The sequence below is a fragment of the Magnetovibrio sp. genome, assembly GCF_036568125.1.
Taxonomy (GTDB): Bacteria; Pseudomonadota; Alphaproteobacteria; order Rhodospirillales; family Magnetovibrionaceae; genus Magnetovibrio.
The window spans coordinates 47,511-63,511 of record NZ_DATCTF010000014.1 but is presented as its reverse complement, the minus strand read 5'-3'; the positions used below and the strand labels follow the sequence as shown (position 1 = coordinate 63,511).

General features: G+C 58.8%; 18 protein-coding genes. 3 read left to right on the top strand and 15 right to left on the bottom strand.

Translation table 11 applies throughout. The features are described from left to right. Positions 1–133: 133 nt before the first annotated feature. A complete protein-coding gene (locus VIN96_RS11975; RefSeq protein ID WP_331896459.1) occupies positions 134–2,152 on the top strand; it encodes a lytic transglycosylase domain-containing protein in 2,019 nt (672 codons plus the stop codon). Between the two features lie 70 nt (positions 2,153–2,222). Here VIN96_RS11975 and VIN96_RS11970 read toward each other — a convergent pair whose 3' ends face one another. From VIN96_RS11970 to VIN96_RS11960, 3 genes are read right to left on the bottom strand one after another with little or no spacing between them, the layout of a single operon-like run. Then, a complete protein-coding gene (locus VIN96_RS11970; protein WP_331896458.1) occupies positions 2,223–2,771 on the bottom strand; it encodes a bactofilin family protein in 549 nt (182 codons plus the stop codon). Continuing rightward, positions 2,755–4,104 (bottom strand): M23 family metallopeptidase, encoded by a 1,350-nt coding sequence (locus VIN96_RS11965; RefSeq protein ID WP_331896457.1) that lies wholly within the window; start codon positions 4,102–4,104, stop codon positions 2,755–2,757. Before VIN96_RS11965 ends, VIN96_RS11970 begins: the two co-directional genes overlap by 17 nt. A 16-nt stretch (positions 4,105–4,120) precedes the next feature. Further along, positions 4,121–4,384, bottom strand: a complete 264-nt coding sequence (locus tag VIN96_RS11960) for a hypothetical protein (RefSeq protein WP_331896456.1) — start codon at positions 4,382–4,384, stop codon at positions 4,121–4,123. A gap of 188 nt (positions 4,385–4,572) precedes the next feature. Between VIN96_RS11960 and VIN96_RS11955 the strand changes: the two genes are divergently transcribed. After that, complete coding sequence (locus tag VIN96_RS11955; protein WP_331896455.1) at positions 4,573–5,085, top strand: phosphatidylglycerophosphatase A; 513 nt, start codon at positions 4,573–4,575, stop codon at positions 5,083–5,085. Further along, complete coding sequence (locus tag VIN96_RS11950; RefSeq protein ID WP_331896454.1) at positions 5,085–5,582, top strand: CinA family protein; 498 nt, start codon at positions 5,085–5,087, stop codon at positions 5,580–5,582. Before VIN96_RS11955 ends, VIN96_RS11950 begins: the two co-directional genes overlap by 1 nt. A gap of 1 nt (position 5,583) precedes the next feature. On the opposite strand, the gene VIN96_RS11945 is transcribed toward VIN96_RS11950, so the two are convergent. The 12 genes from VIN96_RS11945 to VIN96_RS11890 all read right to left on the bottom strand — a co-directional run bounded on the left by VIN96_RS11945 (position 5,584) and on the right by VIN96_RS11890 (position 15,973). After that, positions 5,584–6,027, bottom strand: coding sequence for a type II toxin-antitoxin system RatA family toxin (locus VIN96_RS11945; RefSeq protein WP_331896453.1), 444 nt, complete (start codon positions 6,025–6,027; stop codon positions 5,584–5,586). Beyond that, a complete protein-coding gene (lipA, locus tag VIN96_RS11940; protein ID WP_331896452.1) occupies positions 6,027–6,995 on the bottom strand; it encodes a lipoyl synthase in 969 nt (322 codons plus the stop codon). The genes VIN96_RS11945 and lipA overlap by 1 nt, the downstream gene beginning before the upstream one ends. Before the next feature lie 32 nt (positions 6,996–7,027). Beyond that, on the bottom strand, positions 7,028–7,882 hold the full coding sequence (gene arsM / locus VIN96_RS11935; protein ID WP_331896451.1) for an arsenite methyltransferase: 855 nt from the start codon (positions 7,880–7,882) through the stop codon (positions 7,028–7,030). A gap of 11 nt (positions 7,883–7,893) precedes the next feature. Further along, entirely contained in the window at positions 7,894–8,355 is a 462-nt protein-coding gene (locus VIN96_RS11930) for a GNAT family N-acetyltransferase (protein ID WP_331896450.1), read from the bottom strand. Positions 8,356–8,367: 12 nt separating this feature from the next. Further along, positions 8,368–9,768 (bottom strand): dihydrolipoyl dehydrogenase, encoded by a 1,401-nt coding sequence (gene lpdA, locus VIN96_RS11925; RefSeq protein WP_331896449.1) that lies wholly within the window; start codon positions 9,766–9,768, stop codon positions 8,368–8,370. Positions 9,769–9,780: 12 nt separating this feature from the next. Continuing rightward, complete coding sequence (locus tag VIN96_RS11920) at positions 9,781–11,064, bottom strand: pyruvate dehydrogenase complex dihydrolipoamide acetyltransferase (RefSeq protein ID WP_331896448.1); 1,284 nt, start codon at positions 11,062–11,064, stop codon at positions 9,781–9,783. Between the two features lie 17 nt (positions 11,065–11,081). After that, positions 11,082–12,155, bottom strand: coding sequence for a pyruvate dehydrogenase (acetyl-transferring) E1 component subunit alpha (pdhA, locus tag VIN96_RS11915; protein WP_331896447.1), 1,074 nt, complete (start codon positions 12,153–12,155; stop codon positions 11,082–11,084). 313 nt (positions 12,156–12,468) lie between these two features. Beyond that, entirely contained in the window at positions 12,469–12,792 is a 324-nt protein-coding gene (locus tag VIN96_RS11910; protein WP_331896446.1) for an antibiotic biosynthesis monooxygenase, read from the bottom strand. Between the two features lie 81 nt (positions 12,793–12,873). Next, the gene (locus VIN96_RS11905) at positions 12,874–13,230 is read right to left on the bottom strand and encodes a septum formation initiator family protein (RefSeq protein ID WP_331896445.1); all 357 of its coding nucleotides are present in this window, start codon (positions 13,228–13,230) and stop codon (positions 12,874–12,876) included. Between the two features lie 107 nt (positions 13,231–13,337). Then, complete coding sequence (gene pap, locus VIN96_RS11900; RefSeq protein ID WP_331896444.1) at positions 13,338–14,816, bottom strand: polyphosphate:AMP phosphotransferase; 1,479 nt, start codon at positions 14,814–14,816, stop codon at positions 13,338–13,340. Between the two features lie 74 nt (positions 14,817–14,890). Beyond that, positions 14,891–15,664 carry a DUF4197 domain-containing protein gene (locus VIN96_RS11895; RefSeq protein ID WP_331896443.1) on the bottom strand — a complete coding sequence of 258 codons (774 nt, stop codon included), beginning with the start codon at positions 15,662–15,664 and terminating at the stop codon, positions 14,891–14,893. Between the two features lie 21 nt (positions 15,665–15,685). Continuing rightward, entirely contained in the window at positions 15,686–15,973 is a 288-nt protein-coding gene (locus tag VIN96_RS11890; RefSeq protein ID WP_331896442.1) for a hypothetical protein, read from the bottom strand. Positions 15,974–16,001: the final 28 nt, after the last annotated feature.

The following is a 16,001-nucleotide window of genomic DNA, read 5'->3' as shown; positions in this document are numbered from 1 at the left end:
GGTGCGGGCAAGCGACACTTGCGCATGGTGGAAACGCCTGTGCTTGAGCCCGGACGGCATTGCGCGTACCATTTGCCCCATCGCGCCCTTTTAGACCAAGAACCGACAAGAAGTGCACGTTGAAAACTCACCTGTGAGGTTCTCCATCAAAACCTTCAAACCGACCCTTTTGGCGGTGTTCGCGTTGCTTTGCCTGTTGGTGGGCGCGCCGTTGCATGCGGCCCATGCCAAGCAGTCCTCCAACGCCGATGCCAAGGCCGTCGAGGCGGTTTTCAAGGCCATCGACCGCAACCGTTTCAAGGATGCTTTGAGGCTCACCCAGCGGGTGAAAAATCCCGACCTGGTGCGGGTCTTGGTGTGGACCTACCTGACCGCCCCCAACACCCCGGCCAAATTCGCCGACATCAAAGCCTTTTTGGACAGCCAAAACGGTTGGCCCAAGCGCGAGCAAATGCTCAAGCGCGCCGAAGAAACCATGCCGAGTTCCATGTCTCCAGCCGAGGTCATGGCCTGGTTCGACCGCATGGGCGGTCCGGTATCGACCTCTGGCCGGGTGCGCAAGGCCGAAGCGCAGATGAAACTCGGGCTCAAGGATGTGGCGTTGAAATCGATCCGCGATATTTGGATCACCGGCAACTTCACCAAGACCCAGGAAAAGCAGTTTTATCGCGCCTATCGCAAAACCATCACCGACCAGGACAATCTGGACCGGCTGGAACGCTTGATCTGGCAGGAACGCTTTTGGCCTGCACGCCGCCAAATCTGGAAGGTCGACGCCAAGACCCGCAAGCTGGCGGTGGCCCGCTTGTGGCTGATGAAACGCGAAGGCAATGTCGACAAGGCCATCGCCGATTTGGCCAAGACCGCCCCGGAACTGACCGATCATCCGGGTTTGATATTCGAGCGCATGCGCTGGCGCCGCCGTCACGGCCGCACCGACGACGCGGCGGACCTGCTGAAAGACTTCGACGGCGTGCACGAACGCGCCGACAAGTGGTGGCAGGAACGTGCGATCTTGGCGCGTTCCATGTTGCAGGACGGTCAGCACAAGCAAGCCTACGACATCACCAGCCGCCACGGCCTCACCAAGGACGACGCCGCCGAGTATTCCGAGGCCGAATGGGTTTCGGGCTGGATTGCGCTGCGTTTTCTCAAAGATCCCGCCCGTGCCCTGAAACACTTCGAAAATATGCTGAGTGCAGTGAGTTATCCCATCAGCATCGCGCGTGGCGCCTATTGGTCGGCCCGTGCGGCTGGTGAATTGGGGCAAAAGACCAAGGCCAACAGCATGCTGCACATGGCGGCGGCGCATTCCACAACCTATTACGGGCAATTGGCGCGCGCACGGTTGGGCCAAACGATTGCGCCGCACGTCGCCTTGAGCGTGCCAAGCGCCGAAGAAACCGCACGTTTCAATAAACACCCGCTGAAACGCGCCTCGAGCCTGTTGTGGGAAATCGGTCTGCACAATCGGTTGCGGGCGTTGGTATTGCAACTGGCCGACAGCGGCGACACCCCGGGGTGGAAGCGCATGTCGGCGGCGTTCGCTTCGACCCACGGCCGACCCGATCTGGCCGTCAGAATTGCCAAGGAATCTGAACGCGCGGGCATGCCCCTGGGCGAACTCGGCTACCCGACGATCGACCCGCCGCATCCCAAAAACGGCGCCAAAGTCGAAACGCCGTTGGTGTTGGCGGTGATCCGCCAGGAAAGTGCCTTTTATCCTGACGCCAAAAGTCACGCCGGGGCGCGCGGCTTGATGCAGGTGATGCCCGCCACCGCCAAACGCGTCGCAAAGGACAACCGGCTACCGTATTCACGCGACAAACTGATCAAAGACCCCAACTACAACCTGATCATCGGTCAGGTCTATCTGGCCGACATGATCAAGCAGTTCGACGGTTCGTATCCGTTGGCGCTGGCCGCCTACAACGCCGGGCCGCATCGCGTGAAACGATGGGTGAAGACCTACGGCGACCCGCGCGCGGGCGAAATCGACACCATCGATTGGGTCGAACTGATCCCCTATTCCGAAACCCGCAATTACGTGCAAAGGGTTCTGGAAAACCTAGGCGTTTACCGGGCGCATTTAGGAGATCGCAAGGTTGCCCATGACGACTTGTTCAAGGTTCAAGACCTGGTGACACGCTGACGTTTCCCCAAAATACAAAAGGCCCCTGACAATACAGGGGCCCTTGAAAATATATTGAAAGAGAGAGTCCTTAGCTGCCGGAAACGGCTTTCGGCACCTGAGATGTCGCAGTTGATGTCGTTTGCGATGGTGTCTCTTGTGGTTTTGCCGCGGGCTGGGCCGATGAGGCGGGTTTGACGACGAGGTTAACCCGGTCTTCGCCCGGTTTGCTGTCGCCACGCCCGGCCTCGATCGCCGCATCGCGGACCTGCTGGTCGCTCATGTGGGTGATGTGGCCTTCCAAGAACGCGCCTTCCTGGATGGACAGGTTTTCATGCAAGATGTCGCCGACCACGTGTGCGGTTTTTGCCAGATTGACGAACGTCGCCTTGATCTGGCCGTTGACGTGACCGTGCACGCGCACCGTTTCGGCTCGGATTTCGCCCTTGATCGACGCGCCTTCGCCGACCAACAGAACCTTGGAACGGATGTCGCCGGACACCTCGCCGTCGACCTGAATCTCGCCGGTGCTGGACAGGTCACCGATGATCTTCAAGTCCGCGCTGATGATGGATGGAACGGCGCGCGGCTGGTGGTTGTTGTTATTCGTCTGTTGGTTTTTTTTATTCTTTGAAAACATAACGACCTGCCTTGATGAATTTCATGGGGTTCAGCCCCTTGTCGCGGAACAAGATTTCATAATGAAGATGATTGCCCGTACTGCGCCCGGTGCTGCCGATGACACCGATCTTATCGCCAAAGCTGACCGTTTGTCCCTTTTTAACTGTGATCTTGCTGAGATGGCCATAGCGCGTTTTGATGCCCGCACCGTGATCGACTTCGACCATTTTGCCGAAGCTGCCCTTCCATCCCGCGTAGGTTACGGTGCCTTGAGCGGTGACGAACACAGACGCGCGCGGTGACGAACCGAAATCGAGGCCGTAGTGCATCGACCATTTGTGGTTCAAGGGATCGCGGCGTTTGCCGAATTTCGAGGTCATGTAATAGTCTTGCAGCGGCACCGCGAACGGCATTTTCTTGACCACGGTCTGCAAGCTGTCCGAATAGGCCAGCCGGTTTTCGAGATTTTGCAGCTTGGCCTTCAAACGCCCCGCCGGACGGCCGTCGCCTTGCAGTTCGATGAACGGGCCGCCTTGACCGGCAACCAGATCCTCATCGCCCGCCATCAGGTCCTCGACGTCGAGGCCGGCGGTTTCGATGAGCTGTTCCATGTTGGTGATGATCACCTCGGCCTGTTGGGTTAGGCGTTCGACGGTGGTGTTTTCCTGTTCTTCCAGGTTCACCAGCTTGTTTTCCAACACCATGATGTCGCGACGCATTTGGGTGCTTTGCATCAGCGCGGTGTTGCGTTGAGTCAGGGCGTCCTGCAAATCGGTTTCGATGCTGGACATGTCGTCCTTAAGGGTGAAGTTCAGCTGCGCTAACGATTGCATCTGGCTTTCGACGTTGCCGAGATGTTCGGTCATCGATGCCCGCGCCGCTTCGACTTCGGCGCGCTCCTTATGCGAACTCTTCAGCGACTTCAGGTCTTTTTGCAGTTTCGAGTTCTGACCTGCCAAATCCAGCATCATGGCGTGGTTTTGTTCCAGGTTGCGCACGACGCCTGAGAAACGCTTTTGATAGTCTGCAACTTCGCCCAGCAATGACCGATAGGCCACCCGAACGTTGGCGATTTGCGCATCCTTGGCCGTCAGTTCCACTTCATGCCAAAGCATGCTGGCCGAGGTAAAGGCCATCCAGCCGCCGATCATCAAGACCACGCTCATGGCTGCACCCTGCAAGCGCGGGGTCAAATTCAGGCACGAAACCTTGCCTTCGGAACGGAAGACGATTTGCTTATCGGAAAAAAAGATCGACAGGCGCTCATCAAGCCATTTCGCCAACGGCGCGGCAAAGCTCGCTTTGCTGCGCTTGGGCGTCGGTTTTGGGCTCGGTTGGCGCTTTTCAGCCATGTGCTTTCAATTTCCCTTAAGCGTTCGACACTTGGTGGTTCGACACAAGAACGGCGCTGATCGTGCGTTTTTCGTCACAGTCAAAACCGTTCAAACCGACATCAATCGGCAGTATTTTTACGCAATTTTGGGATTTCCCCCCTTTATCGTCGCGGTCGAATTCAGGCTCTTTTGACGGTGTTTCCCGCACCTTCATACCTCTTTCGTACAACGATGCAAAAACGTATCCGCCCGGACTGCGAGTGGCAAGCGAATTCGGCATGCTTAACCATTTTTTCACCTTAAATCCGTTCATTAGGTAACACGAATAAAGCTGCTAATTCAGCAGGTTGTGATATTTGAGGTGCCGTAAACCTGAGGCTGTAAGCCATACCCAGGCCGTCGATACCGTTTTGTTCGTCGGCGCTATCGGGTTAAGGTTTGCGCGTTAAGCTCGTCCGAGCGTGCACCATAATCAGGACCGCGACCATGACCGACGTCACACACAAACACGTCCGCCCCAACCTCGGCCATCCCGGCGTCCTACTGGCGACGTGGTTCGGTGCGGGTTATCTGCCCAAAGCGCCCGGCACCTGGGGTTCCATCGGCGCATTACCGTTTGCGTGGGTTTTGGTTGAAATCGGCGGTCTTTACGCATTGGGCGCGGCGACGGTGGTGGTATTTTTCGTCGGTCTGTGGGCCTCAAAGGACTATATGGCGCGCACCGGCGCACACGATCCCGGCGCGATCGTCATCGACGAAGTGGTCGGCCAATGGATCGTTCTGCTGGCGGCGCCGTTGGACCTGCTGCCTTATGCCCTCGCCTTCGTCCTGTTTCGTGTGTTCGACGTGCTCAAACCGTGGCCGATCTCGTGGGCCGACCGCTCCATCGGCGGCGCCATGGGCGTGATGGTGGATGACGTGTTGGCCGGAGTTGCGGGGCTGGCGGTATTGTACGCGCTGATACTGTACGCGAAACCTTTTCTGGTGGGGGTGCTGTGATGTTTCCCGAAATCCTTTACGTGATGGCCGAAGACCTGTTGGAAACCTGTCGGGCGCAGAATCTCAAATTGGCGCTGGCGGAATCGTGTACCGGCGGACTGATCGCGGGTTGTATCACGTCCGTCGCGGGTTCGTCGGCGGTGTTCGAACGCGGTTTCATCACCTACACCAACCAATCCAAGGGGGAAATGCTGGGCGTTCCCCCCCTTATATTCATGACGAACGGCTCCGTCAGTGAAGAATGCGCCCGCGCCATGGCCGAAGGCGCGTTGGAGCACTCGGCCGCTCAAATCAGCTTGTCGGTCACCGGCATAGCCGGACCAGGTGGGGGAACAGTAGACAAGCCCGTCGGCTTGGTGCATCTGGCGTGCGCGCGCGCAGGCTTTGAGACCCGTCACCAACGTCATGTGTTCAAGGGGGATCGCGAACGGGTGCGTATCCAAACGGTGGAAAGCGGCTTAAAGCTGCTTCTCAATTGCTGCGCGGTAGACGGTTGATTCAGCGTGCATAAATAGTTTCAGCGCGGGTCACGAACGACTGCATCATTTTGTGTGCGGCTTCGGTGAAGATCCCGCCCATGACCTTTTCCAGCAGCGCCGAGTTGAACTCGAAATCGATGCGAAAGTCGACTTCGCAGCCCTCGCCCCTTGGCAGGAACTTCCAGTCCGTTTCGAGGAACTTGAACGGGCCGCCCGCGTCTTGAATGTGGATGTGGCGGCTGCCGTCGTCGTTTTCAGACCAGGTGATGTGTGAGGAATATTTCTCGCGCAGCATCTTGAAGCCCACCGCCATGTCGGCGAACATTTCCGCCGCGCCGCGCTTGCGCACCCTGAGCGCTACGCACCAGGGCAAGAACTCGGGATACTTCTCGACATCCAGCACCAGATCGAACATCTGCTGGGCGCTGAAGCCAAGAATTTGCTGCTCACAATGGGACGGCATCAATCCCTCTTCGATTTAGCGAGGGCAGCTTCGCGCGCGGACTTCAGCGCCGCGAAGTCCTTGTCGGCATGATAGCTCGAGCGCGTCATCGGCGTCGCGGCGACGTGCAGGAAGCCCTTGCTCAAGGCGATGCGCTTGTACTCGTCGAACTCTTCGGGCGTGACGAACCGGTCGATGCCGGCGTGCTTGGGGGTCGGTTGCAGGTACTGGCCGATGGTCAGAAAGTCGATGTTGGCCGAACGCATGTCGTCCATCACCTGCAACACCTGCTCGCGGGTTTCGCCCAACCCCACCATCAGACCGGATTTGGTGAACACCAATGGATCGATCTCCTTGGCGCGGTCCAACAAGCGCAGCGAGTGATAATAGCGCGCACCGGGGCGGATGTGCGGGTACAGGCCCGGCACCGTTTCCAAGTTGTGGTTGAACACGTCGGGGCGTGCTGCGATTACCACTTCCAGGGCGCCGTCCTTGTGGCGGAAATCCGGGGTCAGAACCTCGACCGTGGTGTCCGGCGACAGTTCGTGAACCTTTTCGATCGACAGCGCGAACTGCTTGGCCCCGCCATCGGCCAAATCGTCGCGATCGACCGAGGTGATGACCATGTGGCGCAGGCCCAATTCGCGCGCCGCGATGCCGGTGTTTTCCGGCTCCATCGGGTCGACGGCGTTCGGCTTGCCGGTGGTGACGTTGCAAAACGCGCACGCGCGGGTGCAGATCTCGCCCAAGATCATCACGGTGGCATGTTTGGCCGACCAGCATTCGCCGATGTTGGGGCACGCGGCCTCTTCACACACGGTGTGCAAATTCTTGTCGCGCATCAGACGGCGGGTTTCGCCGTATTCTTTCGACGTCGGCGCTTTGACGCGGATCCACTTGGGTTTGCGCGGACTGGGATTGTCCGGAAGGTTGCGCTTTTCCGGGTGGCGGTGTTTGGGCTTGTTTTCGGGCTTTATTGTGGTGTCCATGAACCTTTGCCTATCTCTTCACGCCGAGCGCGTCAACAGCAACCGCTTTGCGAGCCGCATCCCCCACCCGGCTTCGTCGCGGTGATGATGGCTGAGACCACATACTTTTCGACCCCGCGGCCGGGCGCCCAATCGGCGATTCCGGCGCGGCTTTCTTCCTTGATGTCGATCAACACCCGCTCAAAGCCCGCGTCTTCCAGCCACGTTTGCAGATCGTCGACCATCGACGCCCCGGTCACGCACCCCGACAGCAAGTGGTCGTCGTCCCTGAAATCGTCGGGAAACGGTGCGGTCGCCACCACATCGGAAATCGCCAGACGCCCGCCCGGCTTGAGCACGCGAAAGGCTTCGCGCAGCACTTGCGGCTTGTTGGGCGAAAGGTTGATGACGCAGTTGGATATGATCACGTCGGCGGTGTCGTCGGCGACGGGCATGTACTCGATTTCGCCCAAGCGGAACTCGACGTTCTTGTAGCCGCCCTTTTCGGCGTTGGCGCGCGCCTTGGCGAGCATTTCGTGGGTCATGTCGATGCCGATCACGTGGCCGTTCGGGCCGACCTTACCGGCGGCCAAAAACGCATCGAAGCCCGCGCCCGCGCCCAGGTCGATCACCACCTCGCCGGCTGTCATGTCGGCGATGGCCTGGGGATTGCCGCAGCCGAGGCCCAGGTTCGCGCCTTCGGGCACGGCGGCCATTTCTTCCGAACTGTAGCCGAAAAACGCCGACATCTGTTCGGCGCTGGGGATTTCGACGTCGTCAGACGGCCCGCAGCACCCGCCGCCATCCGCCGTCGGCGCGCAGCAACCGGAATTGCCGCCCTGGGTCGCGATGGTCGCGTAGCTTTCGCGCACGGTTTTGCGCACGTCGTGGTGGTTGGTGTCGGACATGGTGGTGATCCTTAGACGGTCTTCGGGCTCAGGGCATGTACATAGGTGACGAAATCGATTTTGTCAGCCACTTGGTCGTAAAGTTTGCGCGCCGGGTTGGTTTCCGCCGTGCGCCAATAGACCTGGCCCCAGTCGTTGGCCTTGGCGTGGGCGATCAAAGCCTCGATCAGCGCCCGCCCCGCCCCTTGGCCGCGCACGGAGGGATCGACGAACAGGTCTTCCAGATAACAAATCGGCTTGTCGATCCAGGTGTTGGCGTGCACCACGCCGTGAACGAAGCCGATCACCGCGCCCGCGTCCGCTTCCGCGACCATGCCGAACACGTCCGCCCGCTCGCCGCTGAGCATCGCCCAGGTGTTGGCGGTGATCTTGGGATCGAGATCGGGGTATTCGTAAAAATCCAAATACCCGGCCCACAATTCCCGCCAGCGGGGCTCGTCAGCGAGGCGCAAGTCCCGAACGGTTATGGTCACGATATGCTTCCCTTAGAAATGAACCGCACGCCCGAATGCGTCGAGCACGCTTTCGTGCATCATTTCAGAAAGGGTCGGGTGTGCAAAGACCGTGTGCATCAGTTCCGATTCCGTGGTTTCCAGCTCCATGGCGATGCCGTAACCCTGGATCAGTTCGGTGACTTCCGCACCGATCATGTGCGCGCCCAGCAATTCGCCGGTTTTGTCGTCGAACAACACCTTGATCAGGCCTTCCGGCTCACCCAAGGCGATGGCCTTGCCGTTGCCTTGGAACGGGAAACGCCCGACTTTGACCTTGAGGCCGCGCTCTTTCGCTTGGGCTTCGGTCAGGCCGACGCTGGCGATTTGCGGGCGGCAGTAGGTGCAGCCCGGGATACGGTCGGGATTGATCGGATGCAGGCCCTTGGTCCCGGCGATCTTTTCCACGCACAGCACGCCTTCGTGGGATGCTTTGTGCGCCAGCCACGGTGCGCCCGCGACGTCGCCGATGGCGTAGACGCCCGGCTCGCCGGTTTCCAGCCATTCGTTGGTGACGATGTGGGTGCGGTCGACTTTGACCTTGGTGCCCTCGAGACCTAAGTTCTCGACGTTACCGACGATGCCCGCGGCGACGATGACGCGGTCGAATTCGCGCTCTTCGGTCTTGCCGCCGACTTCAAGGGTCGCGGTCACAGACTCTTTACCCTTTTTCAGCGCCTTAACGCCGGCGGAGGTCAAAATCTCCATCCCGTCCTTGGTCAGGGATTTCTGCAAGAATGCGGAAATTTCGGCGTCTTCGGCGGGCACGATGCGGTCGACCATCTCCACCACCGTGGTTTTGGAACCGAGCGTATGGAAGAAGCTGGCGAATTCGATGCCGATGGCGCCGGAGCCGATGACCAACAGCCGTTCCGGCACGGTATCGGGCACGAGTGCGTCCTTGTAGTACCAAATCAGCTTGCCGTCCGGTTCCATCCCTGGCAGCACGCGCGCGCGCGCGCCGGTGGCGAGGATGATGTGCTTGGACGTCAAATCGGCAATGCCCTTGCCATCCTTTTCCACATGAACTTTGCCGGAACCGTTGAGCTTGCCGTAACCGTCGAACACGGTGACCTTGTTTTTCTTCAACAGATGACCGACGCCGCCGTTGAGTTGGCGCGAAACCTTGCGCGAACGCTTGACGATGGCGTCCAAATCAAAGCCGAGACCTTCGACGGACAGGCCGTAATTCTTGGCGTGCTGCATGTTGTGGTAAATCTCGGACGAGCGCAGCAGCGCCTTGGTCGGGATGCAGCCCCAGTTGAGGCAGATGCCGCCCAAGTGGTTGGCTTCGACCAACGCGACCTTCATTTTCAGCTGCGCGGCGCGGATCGCGGCGACGTAACCGCCCGGCCCGCCGCCGACGACGATGATATCGAAATTGTTATCAGCCATGCCCAAAGCTCCTTACAGCATGAGGGCGACGGGATTTTCCACCACCGCCTTGAGTTCTTTGATGAACGCAGCCCCGGTCGCGCCGTCGATGCAGCGATGATCGACCGCCAGCGTCAACGTCACCACCGTGGCGATGGCCAGCTCGCCGTTCTTGACCACGGCGCGCTGTTCGCCCGCGCCGACCGACAAGATGCCGCCTTGGGGCGGGTTGATGATCGAGTTGAAGCCCTTGACCCCGAACATGCCTAGGTTGGAAATGGTGAAGGTGCCGCCCTGGAATTCTTCGGGCATCAACTTGCCGTCGCGCGCCTTGCCCGCCAACATCTTGATTTCGTTGGACAGGGTCGCCAAGCCTTTGTTCGCGGCGTCCTTGACGATGGGCGTAATCAGGCCGCCGTCGATGGCCACGGCAATGGCCATGTCGACCTGCTTGAACTGCAAGATCGCGTCGTCGGTGTAGGCCACGTTGCACGCCGGAACCTGGGTCAATGCATAGGCCGTGGCCTTAACGATGAAGTCGTTGACCGAGATCTTGTAATTGGCATTTTCGCGCGCGTTGAGGACTTTGCGCATCTCCAACAGCTTGTCGATTTCGACGTCGACCGTGAGGTTGAAGTGCGGCACGTCGCGGGCCGATTCCGTCAGGCGCTTGGCGATGATCTTGCGCATGGTAGAATTGGGCACGGCCTCGAATTCCGGCATGTTGGCGAACGCCGGATCGTTGACGCTGATGCTCGGCGTCGGCGCGGCCGTGGATGCCGCTGTCGTGGCAGGCTTCGCGCCCGGCTTGGCGTTTTCGACGTCGCGTTTGACGATGCGCCCATGGGGACCGGAACCGCTCACGGTGGCGAGATCCAGGCCCTTGTCGGCAGCGATGCGCCGCGCCAGGGGCGATGCGAACACCCGTGAACCGGATGCGGCAGACGCTGCCGCAGGAGCAGCCGGTGCAGGTGCCGCAGCAACGGGGGCAGATTCCGCAACAGGTGCAGCTTCTGCAGCAGGCGCAGCGCCGCCCGCAGACGGCGTATAGCCATCCAACGCGGCGGCGTCTTCGCCCTCTTCCAGCAACAACGCGATTGCTTGGTTCACGGCGACAGCCTCGGTCCCGCCGGGAACCAGGATCTTGCCGATCACGCCTTCGTCGACGGCTTCCACTTCCATGGTCGCCTTGTCGGTTTCAATTTCGCAAATGACGTCGCCGGCGGAAATGGTATCGCCCTCGGCGACATTCCATTTGGCGAGATTGCCCTCGGTCATGGTCGGTGACAGGGCGGGCATCAAAACTTGGATCGGCATAGGTGTTCCTCCCGCTCTCAGGCTTCGACCAGAATGTCGGTGTAGAGTTCCGACAACTGGGGTTCGGGGCTGGCTTTAGCGAAGTCGGCGGCGGCGGTGACGATCGCCTTGATGTCGCCGTCGATGGCTTTGAGCGCCGCTTCGTCGGCAGCCTTGGTCTTCAAGATCATCTGACGCAGGTTGTCGATGGGGTCCTGTTCGGAACGCACCTTGGACACTTCGTCCTTGGAACGATACTTCGCCGGGTCGGACATCGAATGGCCGCGATAGCGATAGGTGAGCATTTCCAGGATGTAAGGCCCCTTGCCTTCGCGCACGTGTTCCAACGCCTTGGCGGTGGCGTCTCGCACCGCGATGACGTCCATGCCGTCGACCTGCGCGCCGGGGATGCCGTGGGCGGAACCGCGTTGATACAGTTCGGTGGTCGAAGACGCACGCTGGATCGAGGTACCCATGCCGTACTTGTTGTTTTCGATGATGTACAGCACCGGCAGCTTCCACAATTGCGCCATGTTGAAGCTTTCGTAGACCTGGCCTTGGTTGACGGAACCGTCGCCGAAGTAGGTGTAGCAGACGCCGCCATCCTTGTTGTACTTGTGCGCGAACGCTAGGCCGGTGCCCAACGGCACCTGCGCGCCGACGATGCCGTGACCGCCGTAGAAATTCTTTTCGCGGCTGAACATGTGCATGGAGCCGCCCTTGCCTTTTGAATAGCCGCCCTCGCGACCGGTCAACTCGGCCATCACGCCCTTGGGGTCCATGCCGCACGCCAGCATATGGCCGTGATCGCGATACGAAGTGATGACGCTGTCTTGCGGCAGTGCGTTGGCGTGAACGCCCGCAACCACCGCTTCCTGACCGATGTAGAGGTGACAGAACCCACCGATCAACCCCATGCCGTACAACTGACCGGCTTTTTCTTCAAAGCGGCGGATCAGCAACATCTCACGATAAAAGCCCAGCAACTCTTCCTTGGAAGGAGCCGGCTGGGCTTGGGTGGGACGACGACGCGCGGGCTTTTTCGCGGGCGCCTTGGCAACGGATGATTTCGTGGGTTTGCTTTGCGCTTTGGTCTGAGTGGCTTTGGCCATCGGACTTCACCTCCAACACATAAAGGGACGCCGCCGCATGGTTCAATCACGGCCTGGGTCCCTTTAAGTCGGTGGCGAATTGCAGTGCCCCGGGACCTTCTTTATTGGCGATACCGGATCACCATACGCGCACTCGCGACGGCTGGCAACATTTTTAAAATCTATCAACTATATGAAATATATAAATAAATATCGATTAACCTAATGATGATTAACCAATGAAATGACGTTGCGCATACACCCAATATCCATTGATTTAAACACTTCAATCAAGCGTAATGCGCAACAATATTACAAGCTCTGCACGCGGTGATCAGCTTTTTCGGAATGAATAGGTGTGTTCGATTTTGGTGATGTGCACATCGTAATTTGCATACCAAGTTTCGCGGCCTTTAGCCTGCGCCTCTAAGTGTTCGCCTTGATCGCGCCAAGCTTTGATCGCTTCGAGGCTTTCCCAGTATGAAACCGTGATGCCAAAGCCCTGGGTGTCGCGCGCGCTGTCAAAGCCGAGGCATCCAGGTTGTTGTAGTGCAAGTTCGACCATGCGCTGGGCCGTCTTGGCATAGCCTTCGGGGTCTTCATTGGTGCGTTGACTGGGGAAAATAACCGCATAGGACGGGCGTTTGGATTCAGACATTCGGACAACTCCTGCTCGAATCATTGAACTGGCGTGAGGGTGCATCAAGGCATGGAATTTGGCAATGGGGGTATGGCGGGGTTATGGCTGCTTGAACGTCGCCAAGGCGCTGAGCGTCGGGTCGTCGGGATGCAGGATGACGATCCACTCGTCCGGCTTGCCGAATCCCAATAAATCGCGGGCGCGTTCTTCCAGCAGGTCGGGGTCGAGGGTTTCGGGGCGCAGCATGTGGACTTTCTTTTCAAGCTCGAAGCGTTCGTTGCGCACGTCGAGCACTTCGGCCTGCAAGGTGTTGACCTCGCCGCGCAACTTGCCCAGCGCCAACAAGCCGCGATCCCCCTGCACGGCATGGTAGGCGAAATAAACCACCACCGTCATGCCGATGACGGGTCCTGCGATTTGTCCTGCGCGAACCTTGAGTTCACGAATGATCCCCATGACCTGGCCTTCTTCCCGGTCGCTTGGCGCGCGAACGCATCTGGCCGCGTCGCACCATACAGAACCTTTATGCACAGGGATGCGTTAACAACGACTTAGCGGGACCGTTAAAGTTCGGCCTCCAACCGCTTGCACAAGGTCTTCAACACCTTGATACGGGCGTAGTATTTCGAATTCGCCTCGACCAACGTCCACGGTGCGATTTCAGTGGAGGTGCGTTCGACCATGTCGCATACGGCCGCGGAATACTCGTCCCACTTTTCGCGATTGCGCCAGTCTTCGTCGGTGAGCTTGAAGCGTTTGTAGCCGGTGGCTTCGCGTTCTTGGAAGCGTTTGAGCTGCTCTTCGGCGGTGATTGACAGCCAGAACTTCACCACGATGACCCCATGACGGGCCATTTCCTCTTCGAAATCGTTGATTTCGCCGTAAGCACGCATCCAGTCGCCTTCGGCGCAAAAGCCTTCGACGCGTTCCACCAAGACGCGCCCGTACCAGGAACGATCAAAGATTACGGAGTGCCCCTTGCGCGGGAGATGTCGCCAAAACCGCCACAGATAGGGTTGAACCTTTTCTTCGTCGGTCGGCGCGGCGATGGGAACGATGTTGTAAAAGCGACTGTCCATGGCGCCGATCACACGACGGATTGCCCCACCCTTGCCCGCCGCGTCGTTGCCTTCGAACACAGCCACCACGGAATGATCGCGAAATTTTGGTGAACGACTGAGTTTGTGCAGACGGCCTTGATAAAGCTCCAGCTGTTTTTTGTATTCTTTTTTGCTCAGTTCCTTTGTGTAATCGAGGTTGGTCAACAAATTAACATTATCGTCTTGCGCCAAGGCCTGGACCGGAACCGAGGCTGTGGTGGCTTGCACCTTTTCGCCGAGACGCGCTTGCAAGGCCTTTAAGAGTGTCCGTCCGACGGTAAGATTGCGATACCTTTCATCCGAGCTTTCCACCACGATCCACGGCGCATGACCGGTGGAGGTGCGGCGCAGTACGTGCTCGGCAACCGGGCGCAGATCGTCATAGCGCTCATAGCGATCCCAATCTTTTTTTGTCACCCGCCACTTTGTGGCTTTATCGCTTTCCAACTCGGTAAGCCGCTGTTTCAACGCATCCTTGGACAGATGCAACCAGAACTTCAAGATCAATGCGCCTTCGTCGGCGAGCATGCGCTCGAACCGCAAGAAGTCGACCAGATAGCTGTCCAGATAGTCACAGTCCTTACCGCCATCGATACGCATGCGCATCGGATGGCTGTACCAAGAACCGAAAAACGCACCGATTGACCCGCGCGGCGGAAGCTTACGCCAATACCGCCACATGGCCGGGCGCTCCAACTCTTCATCCGTGGCTTCGCCGAGCGCATGCGCATGGATGTTGCGAGGATCCATCCAGAAATGAAGTGTGTTCATCGTTTGACCTTTTCCCGCGCCATCGACGCCGGAAATGATCAGGATGACCGGGAACGGTTTTTTTTCCGCCAGTTCAAACTGCACGTCCAAAAGCTGTTCGCGCAAGTTGGGAACTTCAGCATTGTATTCGGCCTTGCTGACGGTGTGGCCCAATTCTGCGGATTCAAACATGGTCTTTCCCCCTCAACACACTGGCGCGAAACGAATCTTAGCACGCCGAACGAGACGGAGGAAATGCGATATGCCTACAGCGCGCTGAACACTTTGGTGAGGATTTCGGTGGTGCGCTTGGCCGGGTCCTTGCGGATCGCGGCTTCTTCGCGCGCCAGGTACAAAAACAAGCCGTCCAACGCCAAGGTCGTCGCATGGGAAGTCAGGTCGGCTTTCAGGTCGGGCACGAACGGGATGTTTTTGTACTGGCCCAGCAGTTGATCATACGCCGCCACCGCACCGACGTTTTGCAGGTTCTGCTCGATCACCGGAGCGACCGTGGCTGTGAGTTCCGGCGTCGCAACGCGGCGAAAGTACTGGGTCGCGGCGTCGTCCGGGCCGTTCAGGATGGTTTTCGCGTCATCCAGGCTCATGGTCGAGATCGCCTGCCACACCAGCGCCTTAGCTTTGGGCATGGCGGCTTCGGCGCCACGGTTGAGTTTCAATTCGACTTCGTCGGCAAGGCTTCCCAGGCCAAACTTCTTGAGCGTCGATTGAACCGATTGCAGTTCCCTGGGCAACGGAATGTGGATCGACGGATCGGCGTTGAAACCGTTCACGGCGCCCAATTGCCCGCTCACCGTTTCCGTGCCGACGCGCAAGGCTTCTTTCAGGCCCGCGACCATGTCTTCGTTCGTCAGGGCGCTCAGCGCGGTGGTGTCGACCACAGGCGCGCTACGCTGGGCGGCGGTGCCGACCACGTCTTGCAAGGTTTTCATCCAGTCTTGGGCCTGAACTTTGACAGGCGCGCCCACACTCACCATGGCGGTCACGGCGACGAAGGCAACGGCGACGCGGAAATTGGGCATGGATCGGTCCTTTTTCGAGCGTTAACGATAGGGCTGACAAATTTCGAGAACTTGCGGCGTCTTTTCGCTGGTCTTGGTGGCGCAGACTTGGGTGTGCATGGCGCAGTATTTGCTCAAGCTGGCGTCTTTCTTTTCCTGGTCGGTCGGGCGGCTGGGCATGACCACTTTGGCAGAGACTTTGATGATGGCGTCCTCGGTGTTGGTGCATTTGAAATCACCGGTCGACGACAGGTAGACATTGCTGACCAGCAACAGCACCGTGATCATCACCACGACACCGCCCACGATCATCGTTTTCATATTCTTCATGTGCTCACAGTTCCCAAGATGGCAAAAA